A 20,298-nucleotide genomic window follows, 5' to 3' on the forward strand; every position below is an offset into this window, starting at 1 on the left:
AAATCCCTTCAGAGAAATCTGAAGGGATTTGATATTTAAGTGTACGTTTCGTACTACATCATTCCGGGCATACCGCCACCCATTCCTCCAGGCATTCCGGCGCCTCCGCCTTTCTCTTCAGGAATGTCAGTCAATGCACACTCGGTAGTAAGAATCATACCAGAAACCGAAGCTGCGTTTTCAAGTGCGACACGGGTTACTTTCTTAGGATCGATGATTCCTTCCGTAAGCATATTTACATAACGCTCAGTCTTGGCATCATAACCATAGTCTGCTTCGCCTTCAATTACTTTGGCGATAACTACAGAACCTTCACCACCGGCATTAGCCACGATAGTACGTAATGGAGCTTCGATTGCACGGTCAACGATTTTGATTCCGGTTGCTTCATCAGCGTTTTCAGATTTAAGTCCTTCAAGAACGCGTTTTGCGCGAACTAAAGCAACACCACCACCGGCAACAATACCTTCTTCAACAGCCGCACGGGTTGCGTGAAGGGCGTCATCTACACGGTCTTTTTTCTCTTTCATTTCTACTTCAGAAGCAGCACCTACGTAAAGAACAGCAACACCACCGGCTAGTTTAGCCAGACGCTCCTGTAGTTTTTCTTTATCGTAATCGCTGGTAGTAGTCTCAATCTGAGCTTTGATTTGGTTTACGCGAGTTTTGATCGCATCGCTGTCGCCACCACCATTTACAATGGTAGTATTGTCTTTGTCTATGGTTACATTTTCAGCAGTACCCAACATGTCAATAGTGGCGTTTTCAAGAGTGAAACCGCGCTCTTCGCTAATTACGGTACCGCCGGTAAGAATAGCGATATCTTCAAGCATTGCTTTACGACGGTCACCAAAACCTGGAGCTTTAACCGCAGCGATTTTAAGTGCACCGCGCAGTTTGTTCACTACAAGAGTTGCAAGTGCTTCACCATCTACATCTTCAGCTACAATAAGCAAAGGCTTACCTGATTGAGCAACCGGCTCAAGAACTGGCAATAAATCTTTCATGGAAGAAATTTTCTTGTCAAATAACAAGATGTACGGATTCTCCAATTCAGTTTGCATTTTTTCGCTATCAGTCACAAAATACGGAGAAAGGTATCCGCGGTCAAACTGCATACCTTCTACCACGTCAACGTAAGTTTCGGTACCTTTTGCTTCTTCAACGGTGATCACACCTTCTTTTCCTACTTTACCAAAAGCTTCGGCAATCAACTCGCCAATAACGTCATCATTATTAGCAGAGATTGAAGCTACCTGCTTGATTTTTTCAGAAGAGCTTCCTACTTCTTTAGCTTGTTTTTCAAGGTCTGCTGTGATGGCTTCAACTGCTTTGTCAATACCACGTTTCAAATCCATAGGGTTTGCGCCGGCAGCAACGTTTTTAAGACCTTCCTGTACGATTGCCTGAGCAAGTACGGTCGCAGTGGTTGTACCGTCACCGGCAAGATCGTTAGTTTTAGAAGCTACTTCTTTTACCATCTGAGCACCCATATTTTCAAGTGCATCTTCAAGCTCAATTTCTTTAGCAACGGTTACACCATCTTTAGTCACCTGTGGGCCACCAAAAGATTTGCTGATGATTACGTTACGACCCTTTGGGCCTAATGTTACTTTTACTGCGTTAGCGAGTGCATCTACACCACGCTTAATGCCATCTCTTGCTGAGATGTCAAATGTTATATCTTTAGCCATTTTTGTTGATTTTAGTTTTTCGCGAATGCGAAAGAATTGATAATTACTTAGTTAAACAGAAGTTTGCATTAGATGATCGCTAGGATGTCGTCTTCGCGCATCATCAGGTAGTCGTTTCCATCTAATTTTAATTCGGTACCCGAATATTTTCCGTAAAGAACCGTGTCGCCCACTTTTACGGTCATCTCGTGATCCTTTTTACCGCTTCCTACAGCTACAACTTTGCCTTGTTGAGGTTTTTCTTTTGCTGTTTCCGGAATGTAAAGGCCGGATGCTGTTTTAGTCTCGGCTGCCATTGGCTCTACCAAAACCCGATCTGAAAGAGGTTTAATATTTACTCCCATTTTTGTATGAATTTTTAGTTATTAATTTTCTTAATTGTGACCACTAAAAGGCACAAAGTATGCCAGTCGAAGGAGGCTGACAAAAAGGCAAAAAAAAGACCGCATTATTGCGGTCTTCTAAATTATAGGATGACTAAACTGTCACTTAGTTATTATCGGTGTCTGTTGCCGGAGCCGCGTCTGCAGGTGCAGGCTCTGTCAGGGGAACGATGTTTTCTACATCTTCTCCTTCAATAATCTTAGACTCATTGCTTTCTCCACCTCCAAAAATGGTAACATTTGAAATCAAAATAAGCACTAAAAGAATGGTTGCAAGACCCCAGGTACTTTTGTCAAGAAAGTCTCCGGTCTTTTTAACTCCACCTATTTGCTGAGTGCCTCCGCCCCCAAAAGAAGAAGATAAACCGCCGCCTTTAGGATTTTGTACCATAATTACTACGATAAGTAGGAAGGCTACTATAATGATTAAAACTAAAAAGATTAAAAACATCTGATATTCAATTTATGAGTTGCGGTTTCCTGCTTTATCTACCGCGGTTTAACTATTTATTTTCCTGCAATTGTTCTATTGCCCGAATTTGGTCTGCAAAGAAACCACTTTTTTCCGGATATTTCAAACTTAAAATTTTATAGGCTTGTTTTGCTTTTGCATAGTTTTTTTGCTCCACATAAACCCGGGCCAAAGTCTCGGTCATCAGGCTATCACTGGGCTTAAAGCGATCTTCTAAATCAGTCTTTTTAAAACCGGTATCTGGCGGACTTACTTTTATCTTGGGATTGGTTTCTATAAAACGGTCTATAAGCTCCAGTCGGCGCGCGCGATCGGGATCCTCTTCGGTTATTGTTTGCTCCGTAATCGGGGCTTGTGGTTCTTCTTTTTCTTCGGAAACTTGCGTTTCGGTTATTTGGGGCTCCTCAATATCAGCCGGTGAAGGTTCCCGATTGATTTTATTAAAGGAAGTAAGCTTTAGCCATTCGCTAAAGGAATGTGTTTCCTTTTTATTGAACTCAAGGGGTTTGCCTACCTGCAACTGTTCTTCGGGAGTTTGATCTTCCTTATTTTTCTCCTCAGTGGGTTCTTTCGGTACAAAAAATTCCGGGTCAAGTACCCTATGGGCTTTATCAACCTCTTCGGCTTCTAATTGAGCCGAAACATCGGTAAACTCAAAAACAGCCATGTTTTTAAGATGCGCTTCCTGATTTTTAATCTGCTCACTTACCTGAGTCTGATTAAAAAAGTCTGAAGTGATGTAGTCAAAGAGTACGCTGCGATCCTGGGTGTAGGCTGCGGTTTTTTTAAGCTCGGTGTTATACAGGTAGCTGTCATCATTTTTCAGGCCTTTGAGATAAAGCGCACGTGCTGCCTGAAAAAAAGGATATTCCTTTACCAGATTTCGCAACTCCATAGACTCCTCGCCGGTAATGCGGTCAGGGTGTTCCAGAAGGTATGTAAAGGTTTTGGTTTGCATACTAAAGAGTTACCAGTTTGCCAGCGATGCCTGAAAAATATCCTGGGTTATCCGTTCAAAAATTTCCTCAAGTGCACTATCTAACGCAGAACCTACGGGCTGCGCGTTACCGGGTATGTCAACAAAAAAGGAGAAGCGCTTCTCGAAATCTGCGCTTCCGTCTTCAATCGTTTTGTTGGTAAAGCTGCAGAGCACCACAATGGTCAAACGTGTTTGTGCTGCCACATTATCTGAGGTCGCTGTTTGCGGCGCGAAATAATAGTCTATGATTTCGCCTGTATATACCAAATCGGCCTGATTAATATTGGTTGTGAGATTAAGGCTGGTTTGGTTTTGAATTAGATCCTGCAGGGCAAACGTAAAACGCTGGTCAATACCCGGTTCTACTACTGCGGCTGTATTCTGAAAGAAAGGAACTGCAAAGGTCGTTGCGCTACCTATGTTTGCTCCTGTAAACGAATAAAACCCGCAACTGTTAAACGTTAAAAGGCTTAAGAATAAAAAAGTCAGTTTGAGTTTTGTCATAGTTGCGTTTACTAAAAGGTGTATACAGTAAAACGGATTGATTATAAATCGTATTGTTTAATCTTACGGTACAGGGTGCGCTCGCTGATGCCGAGTTCTTTTGCTGCTGCTTTGCGCTTGCCGTTATGGCGTTCCAGAGATTTTTCAATCAGTTCCAGTTCTTTTTCTTGAAGCGAAAGCGTTTCTTCTTCCTCCACGTCTTCGGCAAAATGATATTTGTCGGAAACCGGAGCGCTCACAACAGACTCCTGTGGAATCTGAAGCACCTCGGTGATATCTTCAGCACTCTCAAAAGCATCGGTGTCTTCTTCCTGATAAATCTTCTTGATCAGTGATTTGTTTTCTTCCCTTACCGAAGCGTTGTTTCCATTTTCCATCAACTCCAGCGTCAGCTTTTTGAGGTCATTCAGGTCACTTTTCATATCAAAAAGCACTTTGTAAAGAATCTCGCGTTCGCTGCTGAAGTCGCTTTCTCCTTTTTTGCTTCCTACGACTGCGGGCAGGTTTGCCCCGGTATCGGGTAAATAGGCGCGTAATTTCTCTAAAGTAATGCTCCGGTTTTGCTCCAGTACCGAAATTTGCTCGGCCACATTACGCAATTGTCTGATGTTCCCAGACCAGCGGTATTTCAGCAAAAGCTGAACCGCGTCATCTTCAAGCCTGATGGTAGGCATTTTGTATTTGCTGGCAAAGTCTGAAGCAAACTTTCTGAACAACAAATGAATATCGTCTTTACGGTCACGCAGGGGCGGAAGATTGATCTCAACCGTACTCAGGCGGTAGTATAAATCTTCCCTGAATTTCTCCTGATTGATAGCCTCAAACATTTTTACGTTTGTAGCGGCTACGATGCGTACATCGGTTTTTTGGGTTTTTGATGAACCCACTTTTAGGAATTCGCCGTTTTCCAAAACACGAAGTAAGCGTACCTGGGTGGGAAGCGGCAGTTCGCCCACTTCATCCAAAAAGATGGTCCCGCCATCAGCCTCTTCAAAATATCCGCTTCGGGTTGATGTAGCGCCGGTAAAGGCTCCTTTTTCGTGACCAAAAAGTTCACTGTCAATGGTTCCTTCGGGGATGGCGCCGCAGTTTACGGCAATGTATTTATTGTGTTTGCGATGAGAAAGCGCGTGTATGATACGCGGAATACTTTCTTTACCCACCCCGCTTTCACCGGTAACCAAAACCGAAATATCTGTAGGTGCCACCTGAATGGCTTTTTCTATTGATCGATTGAGTTTGGGATCATCACCTATGATACCAAAACGTTGTTTAATCGCGTGAACTGATTCCATAGTTTGTCCTTAGTTATTGTCTGAATAGCCCACAGCCTTACCTAAAAGGGTGGTGCTGGTGCAATCTAAAATTTCTACGTTTACAAAATCTCCTACTTTATAGTGTTCTTTTGGGAAAACAGCTACCGTGTTTTGAGTCGTACGACCCATCCACTCGGCATCACTTTTCTTCGACTCCTTTTCGATCAGTACTTCTACTGTTTTGCCCAGCTGTTTTTTGGTGTTGTATAATGAATGCTTTTGCTGAAGGGCGATGATTTCGGCAAGTCGTTCTTTTTTAACCGCTAGAGGCACATCGTCTTCCAGTTTTCGTGCAGCTAAAGTTCCGGGACGCTCGCTGTAGGCAAACATAAACCCAAAATCGTATTTTACGTATTCCATCAGGCTTAGCGTGTCCTGATGATCGGCATCGGTTTCGGTTGGGAAGCCGGTGATCATATCCTGAGAAATCGCACAGTCTGGAATAATCTCACGAATGCTGTCAATTAAATCAAAATATTCCTGACGCGTATGCAGGCGGTTCATTTCCTTAAGAATGCGGTCGCTACCACTTTGTACAGGCAAGTGAATGTACTTGCAAATATTGGGGTATTTAGCCATTGTTCTAATCACGTCAAGTGTCATATCCTGAGGGTTAGAAGTCGAAAAGCGAATGCGCATTTTAGGTTGGGCCTCAGCAACCATTGCAAGCAGGCCGGCAAAATTTACCGCGGTAGCCTTGGCCATATCGCTTGCTTTTTCAAAGTCTTTCTTGAGTCCGCCGCCGTACCATAAAAAGCTGTCTACATTTTGACCAAGAAGGGTCACTTCTTTAAAGCCTTTTGCTGCAAGATCATTTACTTCCTCTACAATACTTTGTGGGTCGCGGCTGCGCTCACGTCCACGCGTAAAAGGAACCACGCAGAAAGTACACATATTATCGCAGCCTCGGGTGATGCTCACAAAGGCGGTCACCCCGTTACTTTGCAAACGCACCGGAGCGATATCGCCGTAGGTTTCTTCTTTAGAAAGAATCACGTTTATGGCGTCACGGCCTTCTTCGACCTCGCTTAATAAATTAGGTAAATCTTTATAGGCATCAGGACCTACAACAAGATCGACGATTTTTTCTTCTTCGAGGAATTTGCTTTTAAGACGTTCTGCCATACAGCCTAGAACACCAACTTTCATAGCCGGATTTACTTTCTTTACGGCATTGTATTTTTCCAGACGCTTACGTACAGTTTGCTCGGCTTTATCACGAATGGAGCAGGTGTTTACCAAAACAAGATCTGCATCTTCAAGCGACTGCGTGGTATTATAGCCTTCCTTAGAAAGGATAGATGCGACAATCTCACTGTCGCTAAAATTCATCTGGCAACCGTAGCTTTCAATAAATAACTTCTTGGTGTTGGCCGATTGAGGCTCGAGTACGAGGGCTTCTCCTTGTTTTTTTTCGTCAATAATCTTCTCCATAAACTAACTGCTTCCTTAAAATAGTGGGCAAAGATACAATTAAGCCCACTTGTGACAAAGTGTCATTACTGTATTCTTTGCAGGTTTTGTGGATGGTTGTGTCTTAATAGGAAAAATGCAGCGCTACAGGCTAAAAAAGATTATTTTCTGCAAATTTTGTTTAAGTTCGTTGCTTAATTTTTAGACAAACTAGAGCCTGTGTCAAGCCGCTATAATGAGCTTGCGGGTTGGGATAATAAAATTTCTACTACTTTTGTCTATCTCAAGTCAGAAATAGATTGGCTTGTGGCCCCTTTAAAAAGGGCAAATAGCTTCAAAAAATCACTATGGCAAAAAATCTGGTAATTGTTGAGTCACCTGCGAAAGCAAAGACGATAGAAAAGTTTTTAGGAAAGGAATTCAAGGTCGAGAGTAGCTTTGGGCATATCGCAGATTTGCCTACTAAAGAACTTGGCGTTGATGTGGAAGGTGATTTTAAACCCAAATACACAGTTAATAAAGACAAGAAATCTGTTGTAAAGAAACTGAAAGATCTCGCAAGCAAAGCTGAAATGGTATGGCTGGCGAGTGATGAGGACCGCGAGGGAGAGGCTATTGCCTGGCATTTGGCTGAAGAATTAGATTTAGACAAAAAGAAAACCAAGCGAATTGTTTTTTCAGAGATTACCAAAAAGGCAATTTTAAGAGCTATTGAAAACCCGAGAGAGATTGATTACAATCTCGTTAACGCTCAGCAGGCGCGCAGGGTACTTGACCGTTTGGTAGGATACGAGATTTCGCCGGTTTTATGGCGAAAAGTTAAAGGCGGACTTTCAGCAGGGCGCGTACAATCCGTATCAGTACGTTTGATTGTGGAGCGTGAACGTGAGATTCAGGCTTTTAATACGGAAGATTATTTTAGGGTAGATGCAGAGTTTGCAAATGCTGAAGGAAAGACTTTAAAAGCAAAACTTCCTAAAAACCTCGAAAACCGGAAGGAGGCTGAGGCTTTTTTAAATGCTAACGCCAGTGCTACTTTCAAGGTAGATGCACTGACTACCAAACCGGCTAAGAAGGCGCCGGCACCACCTTTTACGACTTCAACGCTTCAGCAGGAAGCTTCACGTAAACTGTACTTTTCGGTGAGTAAGACGATGACTCTTGCGCAACGTCTCTATGAAGCGGGTCTTATTACGTATATGAGAACCGATAGTGTTAACCTTTCGCAGGATGCGAAACAGGGAGCGGCAGATGAGATTGTTGCAGCCTACGGTCAAAAATACCATAAGGAGCGTAATTATAAAGGAAAAAGCAAGGGAGCTCAGGAAGCTCACGAAGCTATTAGACCTACCGATTTTAGTAAGCACAGCGTAAATCTCGATCGGGATCAGGCGCGTTTATACGAACTGATCTGGAAACGCGCCATTGCCTCGCAGATGAGCGAAGCGCAATTAGAGCGTACCAATGTTCAGATCGCCTCTTCAAACCATCCGTCTAACTTCACTGCAAATGGTGAGGTGATTAAATTTGACGGATTCTTAAAAGTATATCTGGAGGGAACAGATGATGAAGATCAGGAAGAAAGCGGAATCCTTCCTCCGTTAAAAGAAGGGGAGCAGCTTGATAATCTTTGGATCACAGCGACAGAACGCTTCACCAGACCACCTTATCGCTACACGGAAGCTTCTTTGGTTAAGAAGCTGGAAGAATTGGGTATAGGGCGTCCTTCTACCTATGCGCCTACCATTACCACAATTCAGAACAGAAAATATATCGAGAAAGGTAATGTTGAAGGCACCGAGCGTGAGTACGATCTGCTTACGCTTAAAAAAGGAAGTATTAAGGCTAAAAAACTCACCGAAAAAGTAGGTTCAGATAAAGGTAAATTGGTACCTACCGATGTAGGTATGGTGGTGAATGACTTTCTGGTTAATCACTTTGAAAATATTCTCGATTACAATTTTACCGCTAAGGTAGAACAGGACTTTGACGAGATCGCGGAAGGAAACGAGGAATGGACCAAGATGATGAAAGACTTCTATAAAGACTTTCATCCGCAAGTTAAAGATGTGGCTGAAAATGCAGAACGTGAGGTAGGGGAGCGTGTATTGGGGACTGATCCTAAAACCGGGAAACCGGTAAGTGTACGACTAGGTAAATACGGTGCGATGGTGCAGATAGGTTCTGTAGAAGACGATGAGAAACCTCAGTTTGCAGGTCTTTTGCCTGATCAACAGTTGGAAAGCATCACCTTTGAAGAAGCTATGGATTTATTCAAGCTTCCACGGGAATTGGGTGAGTATGAAGGCGAAGCCGTTGAGGTTAATAACGGTCGTTATGGTCCTTACGTTAAGTTTGGAAAAAACTTTGTTTCCCTACCTAAAGGCCGTGATCCACTCGAAGTGGAATTTGATGAGGCCGTAAAATACATAAAGGAAAAGCAAAAGGCAGATGCTCCTATTTATGAATACGAAGACAAGCCGGTAACTAAAGGTGTTGGCCGTTTCGGTCCCTTTATAAAATGGAATGGAATTTTTATCAATGTCAATAAGAAATACGATTTTGATAATTTGTCTGAAGATGATCTTATTCAGTTAATCGAAGACAAGAAGCAAAAAGAAAAGGATAAGATAATCCACGATTTCAAAGACGAGGGTATTCGAGTAGAAAAAGCGCGTTGGGGCAGGTCAAATATCATTAAAGGTAAGACTAAAATTGAATTGCCTAAGACCGTTGACGCGGCTAAGCTTACGCTTGAGGAGGTTAAAGATATTTTGGAGAAGCAAGGACCTAAGCCTAAGAAAAAAGCGGCTTCAAAGACTGCCAAAAAGAAAACAACCCGTAAAAAGACAACCGCAAAAAAGAAGTAATTCATGGCATTTGAAAATTTGCTTCCGGTCTCTGATGCGCTTCTGGCGCAGGCCGGGTTATTTAATGAGCAGCGGTTATTCAACCAACTTAAAATACACTCCAGGGAATCAGGTTTACCTGAACTCAACGAACTTGATGTGGTTTTAATTGGTGTTAGAGAGCGTCGTGGTGCAGTAGAGGAGCTTGAGGATTACCTTGATTTTTCCGCTGTGCGAAAAGCTTTTTACAAATTGTTTCCGGGTAACTGGCACACCAGGGTGGGCGATCTGGGCGATCTGGAAGCCGGTGATCAACTATCAGATACTTATTTCGCACTCAAAGAATTGGTCAATTCGTGCGTAAAAAACGACGTTATCCCTATTATTTTAGGTGGGAGCCAGGATCTTACCTATGCCTTGTACCGTGCTTTTGACGATTTAGATCAGATGGTAAATCTGGTCAGCGTAGATAGTCGTTTTGATTTGGGTAACAGCAGTTTGCCTATAACCCACGAGTCTTATGTGGGTAAAATCATCGTAGAGCAACCTTACAACCTTTTTAATTATTCCAATTTAGGGTACCAGACCTTTTTCAACAGTCAGGAAGAAATTGACTTGATGGAAAAACTCTATTTCGATGCCTTTAGACTGGGTAATTTAACGAGTGATATAAGCAGAATTGAGCCTGTGATGCGTGATGCAGATATCGTAAGTTTCGACCTTTCTGCGATACAGGCAGATGTGCTTGGGTTTATGCATCCGGAGCACAGTAACGGTTTTAACGGGCGGGAATCCTGTGCGATTGCGAGGTATGCGGGTTTGAGCGACCGGGTGCGGGTATTTGGGATTTTTGAATACCTGATCACTAAGGAGGCTAGTGTTTCCGCTTCGCTATTGGGGCAGATGATTTGGTACTTTATTGAAGGCGTGAATTATAGAATGAACGAGTCGCTTTCTAATCGTGACGAGGATTTTCTGCATTACAACGTGCCTGTTGATGATGAGATGTTGAGCTTTTACAAAAGCCGAAGGTCAGACCGCTGGTGGATTGAAATTCCTTTTTTAGAAGGCGTTAATACTAAATTAAAAAGGCATACGTTATTACCTTGCACTGAAGAAGATTATGTAAACGCTTGTAATCAGGAGATTCCGGAGCGCTGGTATAAGGCAAAGCTTAAGAATGAAATATAATTAACAATTTATTTAGATTTTTTGGTAATTTTCGGGAAAAAATTGCTTTTTAGCATTTTTATAGATAGGTTTACCGTCTCAAATCTAGATTTAACATAATTAACCTATGAAGAAGTTTCTTGCAATTATTGCAATTGCGAGCTCGTTGATTGGTTGCGGTCGGAATGATCGCGGTGAGCTTGTTGGGGCAAAAGGCAAAAAGTGGAACCCTGAAAAGCCCTACGGAATGACATTGGTTTCCGGCGGTGCTTACATTATGGGTAAGAGTGATGATGACATCGCTGCCATTAAAGATGCGCCTACCAAGACGGTTACAGTCCGCTCGTTCTACATGGATGAAACCGAAATTACAAATTCAGAATACAGACAGTTTGTTCAATGGGTGCGGGATTCAGTTATTCGCGCACGTTTAGCTATTGAAGCAGATCTTATGGGTGAAACGCCGGGTAATGACGGTATTGGCGAGTACGCCTTTATGGATTACGATCCGGATGATATGACTCCCTATGAGCAATATATGTATGACAATTACTATAGTTTGAGTGATGATTACAGCGATCGTAAATTAAACTGGGATATTGACCTTATTGAAGACCCTATGGATTATCCTGATGAGTCTTATGTAATGGTTATGGATTCCATGTACATTCCGCTTGAAGAGGCCTATAATGGTCAGCGTACCATTGATGTGGAGAAATTGATTTTCAAGTATAAATACCTAGATGTTGAGGCGGCTGCCCGTAAAAAGAATGGTTCAAGAAAAGACTTCATTGTAACCGAAGAAACTAAAATTTACCCTGATACCACGGTTTGGATTAAGGATTTTGCATATTCCTACAATGAGCCGATGCACAATGATTACTTCTGGCATAGCGCTTATGATGATTATCCGGTTGTGGGTGTGAGCTGGCAACAGGCCAAGGCATTTTGTCAATGGCGTACAGACAATAAAAACTCGTATAAAAAACAACGAGGGCAGGAATTGGTTAACCGTTTCCGTTTGCCAAGTGAGGCAGAATGGGAATACGCGGCCCGTGGTGGTCTGGAAGGAGCTACTTATCCGTGGGGTGGACCTTATACCAAAAATGACCGGGGTTGTTTTATGGCAAATTTTAAGCCTTTGCGTGGTGATTATGCTGCAGACCAGGCGCTTTATACGGTAGAGGCTGATGCTTATGAGCCTAATGACTACGATTTATACAATATGGCTGGTAATGTTTCAGAATGGGTGGCTTCATCCTATGATCCTAACGCCTATGAATATGTTTCTACAATGAACCCCAATGTTAGCGACCCGCTAAACGCCCGTAAAGTTGTGCGTGGAGGTTCATGGAAAGACGTTGCTTACATGATTCAGGTAAGCACACGTGATTATGAATATGCTGATTCTGCCCGAAGCTATATCGGTTTTAGAACCGTACAGGATTACCTTGGTGTAGATCAGGATGTAAATATGCGTAATGGTGCTTCGCGCCGCTAATTAACCCTAATATATTTCCCCAAATATATCTTAACCTAATTTCACTTAATTTAAAAATCCTTAAAAATGGCAAGCGCTAAAACAAAAAAGAAATTATTGAACATGGCTTACGGCCTTGGTGCATCTGTTGTAATCCTTGGAGCATTATTTAAAATCTTACACTGGGAGTTAGGCCCCCTCAACGGAGGTACTCTTCTGGCTATAGGTTTGATTACAGAAGCTCTTATTTTTGCTCTTTCTGCATTTGAGCCTGTTGACGATGATTTAGACTGGTCACTGGTTTACCCCGAATTAAAAGGCGAATTGGCTGTAGATAAGCCAAAGAAAAAAGAAGAATTAACAGAAGCAAAAGGCTTATTGTCTGAAAAGCTTGACGCGATGCTTAAAGAAGCTCGTATCGATTCTGAATTGATGAGTAGTTTAAGTACCAGTATCCGTAGTTTTGAAGGAGCAGCTAAAGGTATGGCTCCAACTGCTGAGGCGATGAATTCTACTAAAAAATACAGCCAGGAAATGGCACTTGCTGCTGCACAAATGGAGTCTTTAAACAGCCTTTATAAAGTTCAGGTTGAGACTGCAGGTCGTCAGGCTGAGATTAACAACGAAGTGGCTAACAATGCCGGTAAGTTGAAAGAGCAAATGGAAAGTTTAGCAACAAACCTGTCATCACTTAACGGTGTGTATGGTGGTATGTTGTCTGCAATGAGCAAAAGATAACTGAATTAGTTGATATTCATTAATTCAGTAGAAAACTAGCACTATGGCAGGAGGAAAACAAACCCCAAGACAGAAAATGATTAATTTGATGTATCTCGTGTTTATCGCGATGCTTGCATTAAATATGTCAAAAGAAGTGCTTTCAGCATTTGGTCTACTTAATGATAAGATAGCCGAAGCGAATGTCACTTCAGAACAAAGAAACCAGGCTTTTATGGCTGGTTTGGCTGCAAAAGCCTCAGAACAACCCGCTAAATACGGGCCTATTCAGGAGAAAGCGCAAAAAGTTAGCGAACTTTCCTCAGACTTGGATAATTACATCGCCAATCTGAAAGCAGAGATGGTAGCGACTCTTGAAGATCCTAAAGATTACGAAACTCAGGATAAAACTGACTTTTTAGATCAGCGATTTTTTCAGGGAGATAACCTAAGCGAAGAAGGAAAAGCCTTTAAAGCGAAGATCGAGAATTTCAGAAATGAAATGATCGCATTGACTGAAAAGGATTATCCGGCAATTGCTGAGGAGATCAAACAAAAATTTGAGACCAGTCCTGTAGAGAATCGCGACGGTAAAGAAGTAGAATGGTTGAGCTATAATTTTGAAGGCTTCCCTATGATTGCTTCCAGAACTAAGCTTACTCAAATGCAGGCTGATATCAAGACCACTCAAAGTGAGCTTTTATCTGCTATGCTTGCAGGTGAGCAGGCTGCCCAGTTATCTATGAAAAATTATCAGGCTATTGTAATTCCGGACAAAAGCGCTTTTTTCTCAAGTGAAAACTTTAAGGGGAAAATTGTTTTAGGTCGTTATGACAATACGTTGAACTTTGATAAAGTTATTGTTAACGGTAAAGAAGTGAAAGCATCAGCAGGTGAGGTAAGTCTTGAATTTCCTGCCGGGGCAGTGGGAGAACGTTCAATTACAGGTGAGCTTCAATTTAAAGAAGGAGATTCTGTAGTTACAATACCTATTTCTGATACCTACGCTGTTATTAATAAGCCAAATTCTGCAACCATTTCTGCAGATAAAATGAATGTGGTATATCGCGGTGTTGATAACCCGATGACCATTAGTTTTGCTGGTGTTGCTGATAATAATGTTTCGGCAAGTGCACCGGGTCTGTCAAAAGGATCAGGAAGCAGCTATGTAATGAGACCGGGTCAGGGACGCGAGGTTACTATTAGTGTTTCCGGTACTATGGCTGATGGAACTAAAGTGAGCGACTCTAAGCAATTCCGTATTAAAGATATTCCAAACCCTATCGGAACCGTACGTGGGGAAGATGGTATACTAAAAATGCAACGTAATTCGTTAGAGATCTCAGAGATAGGTGCTGCCTTACCTGATTTCGACTTTGAGTTAGGCTTGCGTGTAACCGGGTTTAAATTTAATGTACCGGGGCAGCCTACCGTTCAGGTAAGTGGGAACAGACTAGACTCGCGGGCTAAAGATGTTTTACGTCGTGCTCAGCGTGGAGAAACGGTACAAATATTTGATATCGATGCTCAGATTTCAGGCAACAGTACTTACAGACTTAAAAAAGTGTCGCCTGTATTGATTGAGCTTACCAATTAAAATAAATGATTATGAGAGGCCAGAAGCTTTTAACGCTTGTTTTGTGTTTGATAATGGGAGGTTTGAGCAGTTATGCGCAGACTAACATTCTCAATGCAAAAATGCCCGGCGAGATGTTTGAAAAAACCGAAGGGCAACGGGAGTTGGATAACGACAAACCCCTTCCTTATGGATATGTAGACAGTCGCGATGTGCTGTGGGGTAAGAATACCTGGGAAATTGTTGATCTTGATGAGCGCATTAACTTCCCTTTGTATTATCCTATAGATACTAATAATATCGGTTCTGACCGTAGGCCCTTATATGATGTTTTGGTAAAAAATGCCAGAGAAGGCAAGCTTGATATTTATGCCGATTCTTATTTTAATCAAAAGATTGCCTTAGAAGATATCTCAGCGGCTTTATCAAGAGTAGATACTACAGATTTGGGTATTGAGCAAATCAACGCGGGTTATGAAGTAGACGAGCAGTATATAGATCGCCGTGATATTTCAGCAGCAGATATTGAGCAGTATTGGATTCGTGGATATTGGTACTTTGACAAGCGTCAGGGCGAACTTAAATACCGCCTTATTGGTATTGCTCCTGTAGCACCAGACGTTAACTTTATTGATGATGAAGATCCGGTTATGGTGCCCTTATTTTGGGTGTGGTATCCTACAGCTCGTGAAATTCTTCACGAAGCCAAGGTTTTCAATCCGCAGAACTCGGCTCAGCCTTTATCTTTTGATCACCTCTTAAACTCAAGACGTTTTAACGGTGTGATTTATCAGGTAGATAACATTCAGGGTGACCGGGAGGTAAAACAATATATTGCAGATAACGCAATGATGCAGTTGCTAGAATCGCAGCGCATCAAAGAGCAAATCCGCAATTTTGAAATCGATATGTGGAATTACTAAAATGAAATCTCACAAATAACATTAAAACGCCTTTCTTAAGGCGTTTTTTTATGGGCATAGCTCAGGTCAGGTCAAGCCGGATTTTGTTTTTATTCTATTGCTTTATTTTGATTCTTTTAATTGGAGGTTTGTTTATTTTGTAACCTATGAAAACGGTTGATTATATAGTTGTGGGTTTTGGTCTGGCAGGAATGGCTTTTTGCGATCAGCTTGAGCAGCATCAGAAGTCTTTTGTGGTGTATGATGCTGATTTTCCTGCAGCCAGTAAAGTTGCAGCGGGTCTCATAAATCCGGTAATCCTTAAGCGCTACACCATTCCCTGGAAAGGGGAGCAACAGTTTGATAAGGCGCTTTCCTATTTCAAGCGAATTTCTGCTGCGCTTCGCGTAGACGCAGTTGATGCAATGCCTGTACATAAGGTATTTTCTTCGGCTGAAGATCAAAACAATTGGTTTGAAGCAACAGATAAACCCATCTTAAACCGGTTTTTAAAGGATGATCTTGTACGTAGTTCACCAGAGCCGGTTAAGGCTGAATATGGCAAGGGAGAGGTCTTAGAAAGCGTGCGTATTCGTATCCCGCAATTGCTTGAGACATATGCCGAAAAGTTAAAAGATCAGGGCCGGTTTGTTGCTGAGCCTTTTGAATACGATGCAATAGCGTTTGAAGAGAATCAAACGGTGACTTACAAAGGCATAAATGCCAGGGCTATTATCTTTGCGGAAGGTTTTGGGCTGAAAAACAACCCGTATTTTAATAAGCTTCCGTTAGTAGGAAACAAGGGGGAATATTTGATCATTAAAGCTCCTGAACTTCAGTTAAAGCAGGCTTCTAAATCCACATTTTTCATAATTCCGTTAGGAGATGATTTGTATAAGGTAGGCGCGACGTTTAATTGGGCCGAAAAAGACAGTAAAACAACTACAGCTGCCCGGGAAGAACTTCAGGCTTATCTTTCAAAAATACTGTTATGCGACTATGAACTAGTAGATCAGGAAGCAGGTGTACGACCTACAACGGGAGACAGGCGGCCTTTACTGGGTAGGCATCCAAATTATCCACAACTGGTTTTGCTTAATGGTCTAGGAACTCGCGGGACGATGATGTCGCCTTATCTTTCAGAATTGCTGTACAATCATTTGGAAAATGATATTCCACTTGATGATACCGTTTCAATATCCCGATTTCCTAAGAAGTTTTAGCCTTTTCTTTATCGTAGTTGAAGAAAAAGTTCACCCATATATTTCGGCTTAAGCGCATTATAACCGGTGCCAAAACGAAAAGAACTCCAACGATTACCAGGAACGCGGTAAGCAGGCTAGAGCCCAGAAAGTAATAGGAAATGATAAAAGCCGCTATTGCAAAGGCCACACCTACCCCATAGCTCACATACATTGCCCCGTAAAAGAAAGAAGGCTCAATTTTAAATTTGGTATGGCAATGCGGACAATGTTCGTGCATTTTGAGGGTTTCCGTCAACTTATACGGATTGGGATTTTTGTACATGCCCGCCTGTTGACAAACCGGGCAGGTTCCTGTAAAAATGCTGTATAGCGGATTTCCCTGTAGGATTTTTTTCATATTCCAAAAATACGGGTTTCGGCTTTCACAGTGTGTGATTTTAGTTACAAAAAAGCGATTGCTTTTGACTCGGCTAATCGTGTATTTAATGGTAACTTTGCCGCTTTAAAAATAACAGTATGCTTAACATTCATAATCTTTCGGTTAGTTTTCAGGGATCGTATCTTTTTGAGGAAGTTACGTTTAGATTAGGAGAAGGAGACCGTGTGGGTCTGGTGGGGAAAAATGGTGCCGGTAAGTCGACCATGTTACGTATAATCTCAGGCGAACAGGAATATGACACGGGTCAGATCGCAACTGATAAGGAAGTTGAAATCGGTTTTCTTAAACAGGATATTGATTTTGTTGAAGGGCGTACCGTACTTGAAGAATCGTATCAGGCTTTTGAAACCATCAAGAAGCTTGAAACGCGCCTGGAGCAGATAAATACGGAACTCGCCGAGCGTACCGATTATGAAAGCGATTATTATCACGATCTGATGGTTGAACTCAATGAAGTGCAGCATCAGTATGAAATACACGGCGGTTACAATTATCAGGGTGACACCGAGCGTATCCTGATGGGATTGGGCTTTAAACGTGACGACTTCAATCGAATCACCGATACCTTTTCCGGGGGTTGGCGTATGCGTATTGAGTTGGCTAAACTCCTTCTGCAAAACAATGACGTGTTGCTTCTGGATGAGCCTACAAACCACCTGGATATCGAGTCTATAATCTGGCTTGAAGGTTTCTTACGCAATTACACAGGCGCTGTGGTGATCGTTTCGCACGATAAAATGTTTCTGGATAACGTAACCAATCGCACCATTGAGATTTCTTTGGGCAAAATCTACGATTATCCAAAGCCTTATTCACAATACCTTGTATTACGCAAAGAAATGCGTGATCAGCAGATGGCTGCCCAGAAAAACCAGCAAAAGGAAATTGAGCAGACCGAAAAGCTTATTGAGAAATTTCGCGCCAAAGCTTCAAAAGCAACAATGGCCCAATCGCTCATCAAAAAGCTTGACCGTATGGATGTGATTGAAGTAGATGAGGATGATAACAGTGTGATGACGCTTAATTTTCCGGTTTCTGTGGTTCCCGGGAAGGTGGTTATTGAGGCTGAAAATGTATCGAAAAGCTATGGTGAAAAAACGGTTTTAAACGGAATTGATCTGCTGGTAGAACGTGACAGCAAAACGGCCTTCGTGGGCCAAAACGGGCAGGGTAAATCAACTTTGGCAAAAATTATTGTTGATGAAATCAGCTATGAGGGTAAACTGAAGCTGGGGCATAATGTTCAAATAGGTTATTTCGCGCAAAATCAGGCCGATTATCTGGACGGAAGCAAAACCGTTCTGGACACGATGATAGACGCAGCCAACGAGAAAAACCGAAGCAAGGTGCGTGACATTTTAGGTTCGTTTTTGTTTAGAGGTGACGAGGTTGAAAAGTATGTGCGCGTGCTTTCAGGGGGTGAGCGTAACCGTCTGGCGCTTGCTAAACTGATGTTGCAGCCGTTTAACGTGCTGGTGATGGATGAGCCTACAAACCACCTGGATATCAAATCAAAAAATGTATTGAAAGATGCTTTGAACCGTTTTGAGGGTACTTTGCTAATCGTATCTCACGACCGGGATTTTCTTCAGGGTCTTACTACCACGGTTTATGAGTTTAGAAATCACCAGATAAAAGAATATTTGGGAGATATTGACTATTACCTGGAGCAGCGCGAAGTACAGGATATGCGGGATATTGAAAAGAAAGATAAAAAGGAAAAAGTGAAGTCAGAGCCTGCAAAAAATACCTATCACGATCAGAAAAAGTACAAGTCCTTAAGCAATCAGTTGAGCAATACGGAGGCGGAGGTCAATAAATTAGAGCGTGAAATCGAAAAGATGGATGCAGAATTGGCTCGTGATTATGAGAAGACAGCAGCTAACCCCGACTTTTTTGACAAATACAACGCCAAGAAAAAGAAAGTAGAAAGCCTGATGCAAAAATGGGAATCCCTATCTGAAGAGCTTGAAGAATTTAATTGATTCTGTAATTAAACCTTTTAGTAACTTAGGGGTCTAACTCTTCATGTTGTCAGTACATCATTTTAAAAATACCCTATGCTTACAGTAGTACGTACGATTATCGCGATTGTCATAGTGGGCGGCGCAGTCACTGCCGGTTATTTTATCGCAAACAAGGATAAAGACATTCCAAAAGAGGTTGCGAAAGCCGTTAAAACCGTTTTTGTCGAAGAGGTAGAAAATACAACTGTACCTATTGTAATCCCCGCAAACGGTAATTTGATTGCAAAAAACAGATTGGAACTTTATGCCGAGGTTCAGGGGGTTTTTAGATCAAGTGCTCACGACTTTAAAGTGGGGCAGCGCTATGCGCAGGGAGAGACCCTTCTCAATCTTGACGCTTCAGAATATTATGCTACAGTACAGGCAGCAAAAAGCGAATTGTACAATTTGATTACTTCCATAATGCCTGATCTTAGATTAGACTATCCGGAGTATTTTCAGAAATGGCAGAATTATCTCAATGGCTTTCAAATGAGCCGTTCGGTACCAGAACTTCCCGAAACTGCTTCAGATCAGGAAAACTACTTCATCACCGGCCGCGGAATCTTTTCAGCCTATTACAACGTAAAGAATCTGGAAGAGCGACTGGTGAAATACCGCCTCACCGCACCTTTCAGCGGAATTCTTACCGAAGCTGCCGTTAACCGTGGTACTTTGGTGCGCCCCGGTCAAAAACTGGGAGAGTTTATTGATACTTCGGTTTATGAGCTTGAAGTTTCAATTGGTAAAAAATTCAGTGATCTGCTTGAACTGGGTGAAGAAGTACAACTTCAGGACGCTGCGGGTTCAACCTATACCGGCAAAGTGGTGCGTATCAATGGCAGTGTAGATCAGGGCACACAAACCATAAAAGTTTTTATTGAAGTTAAGGGTTCAGACAATCTAAAAGAAGGCATGTTTTTGGAGGCACAGCTTAACGCTAAAGAAGAAACTGATGCAATTAGCCTGCCTAGACAATTAGTTGTAGACAATTCAAAAGTATACATCGTGCGCGACAGCGTTCTGGATCTGGTAGAGATAGATCCGGTTTATTTTTCTGATGAAAACGCGGTTATAAAAGGTCTTGAGGACGGTACGCGTTATCTGTCTAAGCCGGTTCCCGGCGCTTACGCAGGAATGCGGGTAAAGGTTTATGGAGCAGAAACCACTAAAGCCCAAACTGAGTAAGCTTT

17 protein-coding genes are annotated in these 20,298 nt (G+C 42.2%); 9 read left to right on the forward strand and 8 right to left on the reverse strand.

Annotated features, from left to right (window positions below; all coding sequences use genetic code 11):
• Positions 1–53 precede the first annotated feature (53 nt).
• From groL to miaB, 7 genes are all read right to left on the reverse strand, one after another.
• Positions 54–1,694, reverse strand: a complete 1,641-nt coding sequence (gene groL, locus CJ305_RS16290) for a chaperonin GroEL (RefSeq protein WP_099647365.1) — start codon at positions 1,692–1,694, stop codon at positions 54–56.
• Positions 1,695–1,762: 68 nt separating this feature from the next.
• Positions 1,763–2,038 (reverse strand): co-chaperone GroES, encoded by a 276-nt coding sequence (locus CJ305_RS16295; RefSeq protein WP_099647366.1) that lies wholly within the window; start codon positions 2,036–2,038, stop codon positions 1,763–1,765.
• Positions 2,039–2,183: 145 nt separating this feature from the next.
• Complete coding sequence (gene secG / locus CJ305_RS16300) at positions 2,184–2,528, reverse strand: preprotein translocase subunit SecG (RefSeq protein ID WP_099647367.1); 345 nt, start codon at positions 2,526–2,528, stop codon at positions 2,184–2,186.
• A gap of 52 nt (positions 2,529–2,580) precedes the next feature.
• Positions 2,581–3,507 carry a hypothetical protein gene (locus CJ305_RS16305; protein WP_099647368.1) on the reverse strand — a complete coding sequence of 309 codons (927 nt, stop codon included), beginning with the start codon at positions 3,505–3,507 and terminating at the stop codon, positions 2,581–2,583.
• Positions 3,508–3,516: 9 nt separating this feature from the next.
• A complete protein-coding gene (gene lptE, locus CJ305_RS16310) occupies positions 3,517–4,032 on the reverse strand; it encodes an LPS assembly lipoprotein LptE (RefSeq protein WP_099647369.1) in 516 nt (171 codons plus the stop codon).
• Between the two features lie 41 nt (positions 4,033–4,073).
• Positions 4,074–5,327: a sigma-54 interaction domain-containing protein gene (locus CJ305_RS16315; protein ID WP_099647370.1), complete on the reverse strand. Its 1,254-nt coding sequence runs from the start codon at positions 5,325–5,327 to the stop codon at positions 4,074–4,076.
• 9 nt (positions 5,328–5,336) lie between these two features.
• Entirely contained in the window at positions 5,337–6,782 is a 1,446-nt protein-coding gene (gene miaB / locus CJ305_RS16320; RefSeq protein ID WP_099647371.1) for a tRNA (N6-isopentenyl adenosine(37)-C2)-methylthiotransferase MiaB, read from the reverse strand.
• Between the two features lie 326 nt (positions 6,783–7,108).
• Here miaB and topA point away from each other — a divergent pair, with 326 nt between their 5' ends.
• From topA to CJ305_RS16355, 7 genes are all read left to right on the forward strand, one after another.
• Entirely contained in the window at positions 7,109–9,631 is a 2,523-nt protein-coding gene (gene topA / locus CJ305_RS16325) for a type I DNA topoisomerase (RefSeq protein WP_099647372.1), read from the forward strand.
• 3 nt (positions 9,632–9,634) lie between these two features.
• Positions 9,635–10,801: a formimidoylglutamase gene (locus CJ305_RS16330; RefSeq protein WP_099647373.1), complete on the forward strand. Its 1,167-nt coding sequence runs from the start codon at positions 9,635–9,637 to the stop codon at positions 10,799–10,801.
• Between the two features lie 106 nt (positions 10,802–10,907).
• Positions 10,908–12,281, forward strand: a complete 1,374-nt coding sequence (gene porK, locus CJ305_RS16335) for a T9SS ring complex lipoprotein PorK/GldK (protein ID WP_099647374.1) — start codon at positions 10,908–10,910, stop codon at positions 12,279–12,281.
• A gap of 66 nt (positions 12,282–12,347) precedes the next feature.
• Positions 12,348–12,998 (forward strand): type IX secretion system motor protein PorL/GldL, encoded by a 651-nt coding sequence (porL, locus tag CJ305_RS16340; protein WP_099647375.1) that lies wholly within the window; start codon positions 12,348–12,350, stop codon positions 12,996–12,998.
• Positions 12,999–13,041: 43 nt separating this feature from the next.
• Positions 13,042–14,574: a type IX secretion system motor protein PorM/GldM gene (gene porM, locus CJ305_RS16345; protein WP_099647376.1), complete on the forward strand. Its 1,533-nt coding sequence runs from the start codon at positions 13,042–13,044 to the stop codon at positions 14,572–14,574.
• A gap of 11 nt (positions 14,575–14,585) precedes the next feature.
• Entirely contained in the window at positions 14,586–15,476 is an 891-nt protein-coding gene (porN, locus tag CJ305_RS16350) for a type IX secretion system ring subunit PorN/GldN (RefSeq protein WP_099647377.1), read from the forward strand.
• Between the two features lie 146 nt (positions 15,477–15,622).
• Positions 15,623–16,678 (forward strand): NAD(P)/FAD-dependent oxidoreductase, encoded by a 1,056-nt coding sequence (locus CJ305_RS16355; RefSeq protein WP_099647378.1) that lies wholly within the window; start codon positions 15,623–15,625, stop codon positions 16,676–16,678.
• Here CJ305_RS16355 and CJ305_RS16360 read toward each other — a convergent pair.
• Positions 16,665–17,057 carry a DUF983 domain-containing protein gene (locus CJ305_RS16360; RefSeq protein WP_223248903.1) on the reverse strand — a complete coding sequence of 131 codons (393 nt, stop codon included), beginning with the start codon at positions 17,055–17,057 and terminating at the stop codon, positions 16,665–16,667. The genes CJ305_RS16355 and CJ305_RS16360 overlap by 14 nt on opposite strands.
• A 119-nt stretch (positions 17,058–17,176) precedes the next feature.
• Between CJ305_RS16360 and CJ305_RS16365 the strand changes: the two genes are divergently transcribed.
• Both CJ305_RS16365 and CJ305_RS16370 read left to right on the forward strand, forming a co-directional pair.
• Positions 17,177–19,084 (forward strand): ABC-F family ATP-binding cassette domain-containing protein, encoded by a 1,908-nt coding sequence (locus CJ305_RS16365; RefSeq protein ID WP_099647379.1) that lies wholly within the window; start codon positions 17,177–17,179, stop codon positions 19,082–19,084.
• A 75-nt stretch (positions 19,085–19,159) separates the two neighbouring features.
• Positions 19,160–20,293, forward strand: coding sequence for an efflux RND transporter periplasmic adaptor subunit (locus CJ305_RS16370; RefSeq protein WP_099647380.1), 1,134 nt, complete (start codon positions 19,160–19,162; stop codon positions 20,291–20,293).
• Positions 20,294–20,298 lie beyond the last annotated feature (5 nt).

The organism is Leeuwenhoekiella nanhaiensis (assembly GCF_002744755.1).
In the GTDB taxonomy this organism is placed as follows: Bacteria; Bacteroidota; Bacteroidia; order Flavobacteriales; family Flavobacteriaceae; genus Leeuwenhoekiella; species Leeuwenhoekiella nanhaiensis.

Excerpts from the sequence above, each read along its gene's own strand:
- porN (WP_099647377.1), top strand. The coding sequence starts at position 14,586 with ATGAGAGGCCAGAAGCTTTTAACGCTTGTTTTGTGTTTGATAATGGGA.
- porL (WP_099647375.1), top strand. The coding sequence starts at position 12,348 with ATGGCAAGCGCTAAAACAAAAAAGAAATTATTGAACATGGCTTACGGC.
- porK (WP_099647374.1), top strand. The coding sequence starts at position 10,908 with ATGAAGAAGTTTCTTGCAATTATTGCAATTGCGAGCTCGTTGATTGGT.
- CJ305_RS16295 (WP_099647366.1), bottom strand. The coding sequence starts at position 2,038 with ATGGGAGTAAATATTAAACCTCTTTCAGATCGGGTTTTGGTAGAGCCA.
- porM (WP_099647376.1), top strand. The coding sequence starts at position 13,042 with ATGGCAGGAGGAAAACAAACCCCAAGACAGAAAATGATTAATTTGATG.
- CJ305_RS16315 (WP_099647370.1), bottom strand. The coding sequence starts at position 5,327 with ATGGAATCAGTTCACGCGATTAAACAACGTTTTGGTATCATAGGTGAT.
- CJ305_RS16370 (WP_099647380.1), top strand. The coding sequence starts at position 19,160 with ATGCTTACAGTAGTACGTACGATTATCGCGATTGTCATAGTGGGCGGC.
- CJ305_RS16360 (WP_223248903.1), bottom strand. The coding sequence starts at position 17,057 with ATGAAAAAAATCCTACAGGGAAATCCGCTATACAGCATTTTTACAGGA.
- groL (WP_099647365.1), bottom strand. The coding sequence starts at position 1,694 with ATGGCTAAAGATATAACATTTGACATCTCAGCAAGAGATGGCATTAAG.
- CJ305_RS16355 (WP_099647378.1), top strand. The coding sequence starts at position 15,623 with ATGAAAACGGTTGATTATATAGTTGTGGGTTTTGGTCTGGCAGGAATG.
- CJ305_RS16305 (WP_099647368.1), bottom strand. The coding sequence starts at position 3,507 with ATGCAAACCAAAACCTTTACATACCTTCTGGAACACCCTGACCGCATT.
- CJ305_RS16330 (WP_099647373.1), top strand. The coding sequence starts at position 9,635 with ATGGCATTTGAAAATTTGCTTCCGGTCTCTGATGCGCTTCTGGCGCAG.
- CJ305_RS16365 (WP_099647379.1), top strand. The coding sequence starts at position 17,177 with ATGCTTAACATTCATAATCTTTCGGTTAGTTTTCAGGGATCGTATCTT.
- lptE (WP_099647369.1), bottom strand. The coding sequence starts at position 4,032 with ATGACAAAACTCAAACTGACTTTTTTATTCTTAAGCCTTTTAACGTTT.
- miaB (WP_099647371.1), bottom strand. The coding sequence starts at position 6,782 with ATGGAGAAGATTATTGACGAAAAAAAACAAGGAGAAGCCCTCGTACTC.
- topA (WP_099647372.1), top strand. The coding sequence starts at position 7,109 with ATGGCAAAAAATCTGGTAATTGTTGAGTCACCTGCGAAAGCAAAGACG.
- secG (WP_099647367.1), bottom strand. The coding sequence starts at position 2,528 with ATGTTTTTAATCTTTTTAGTTTTAATCATTATAGTAGCCTTCCTACTT.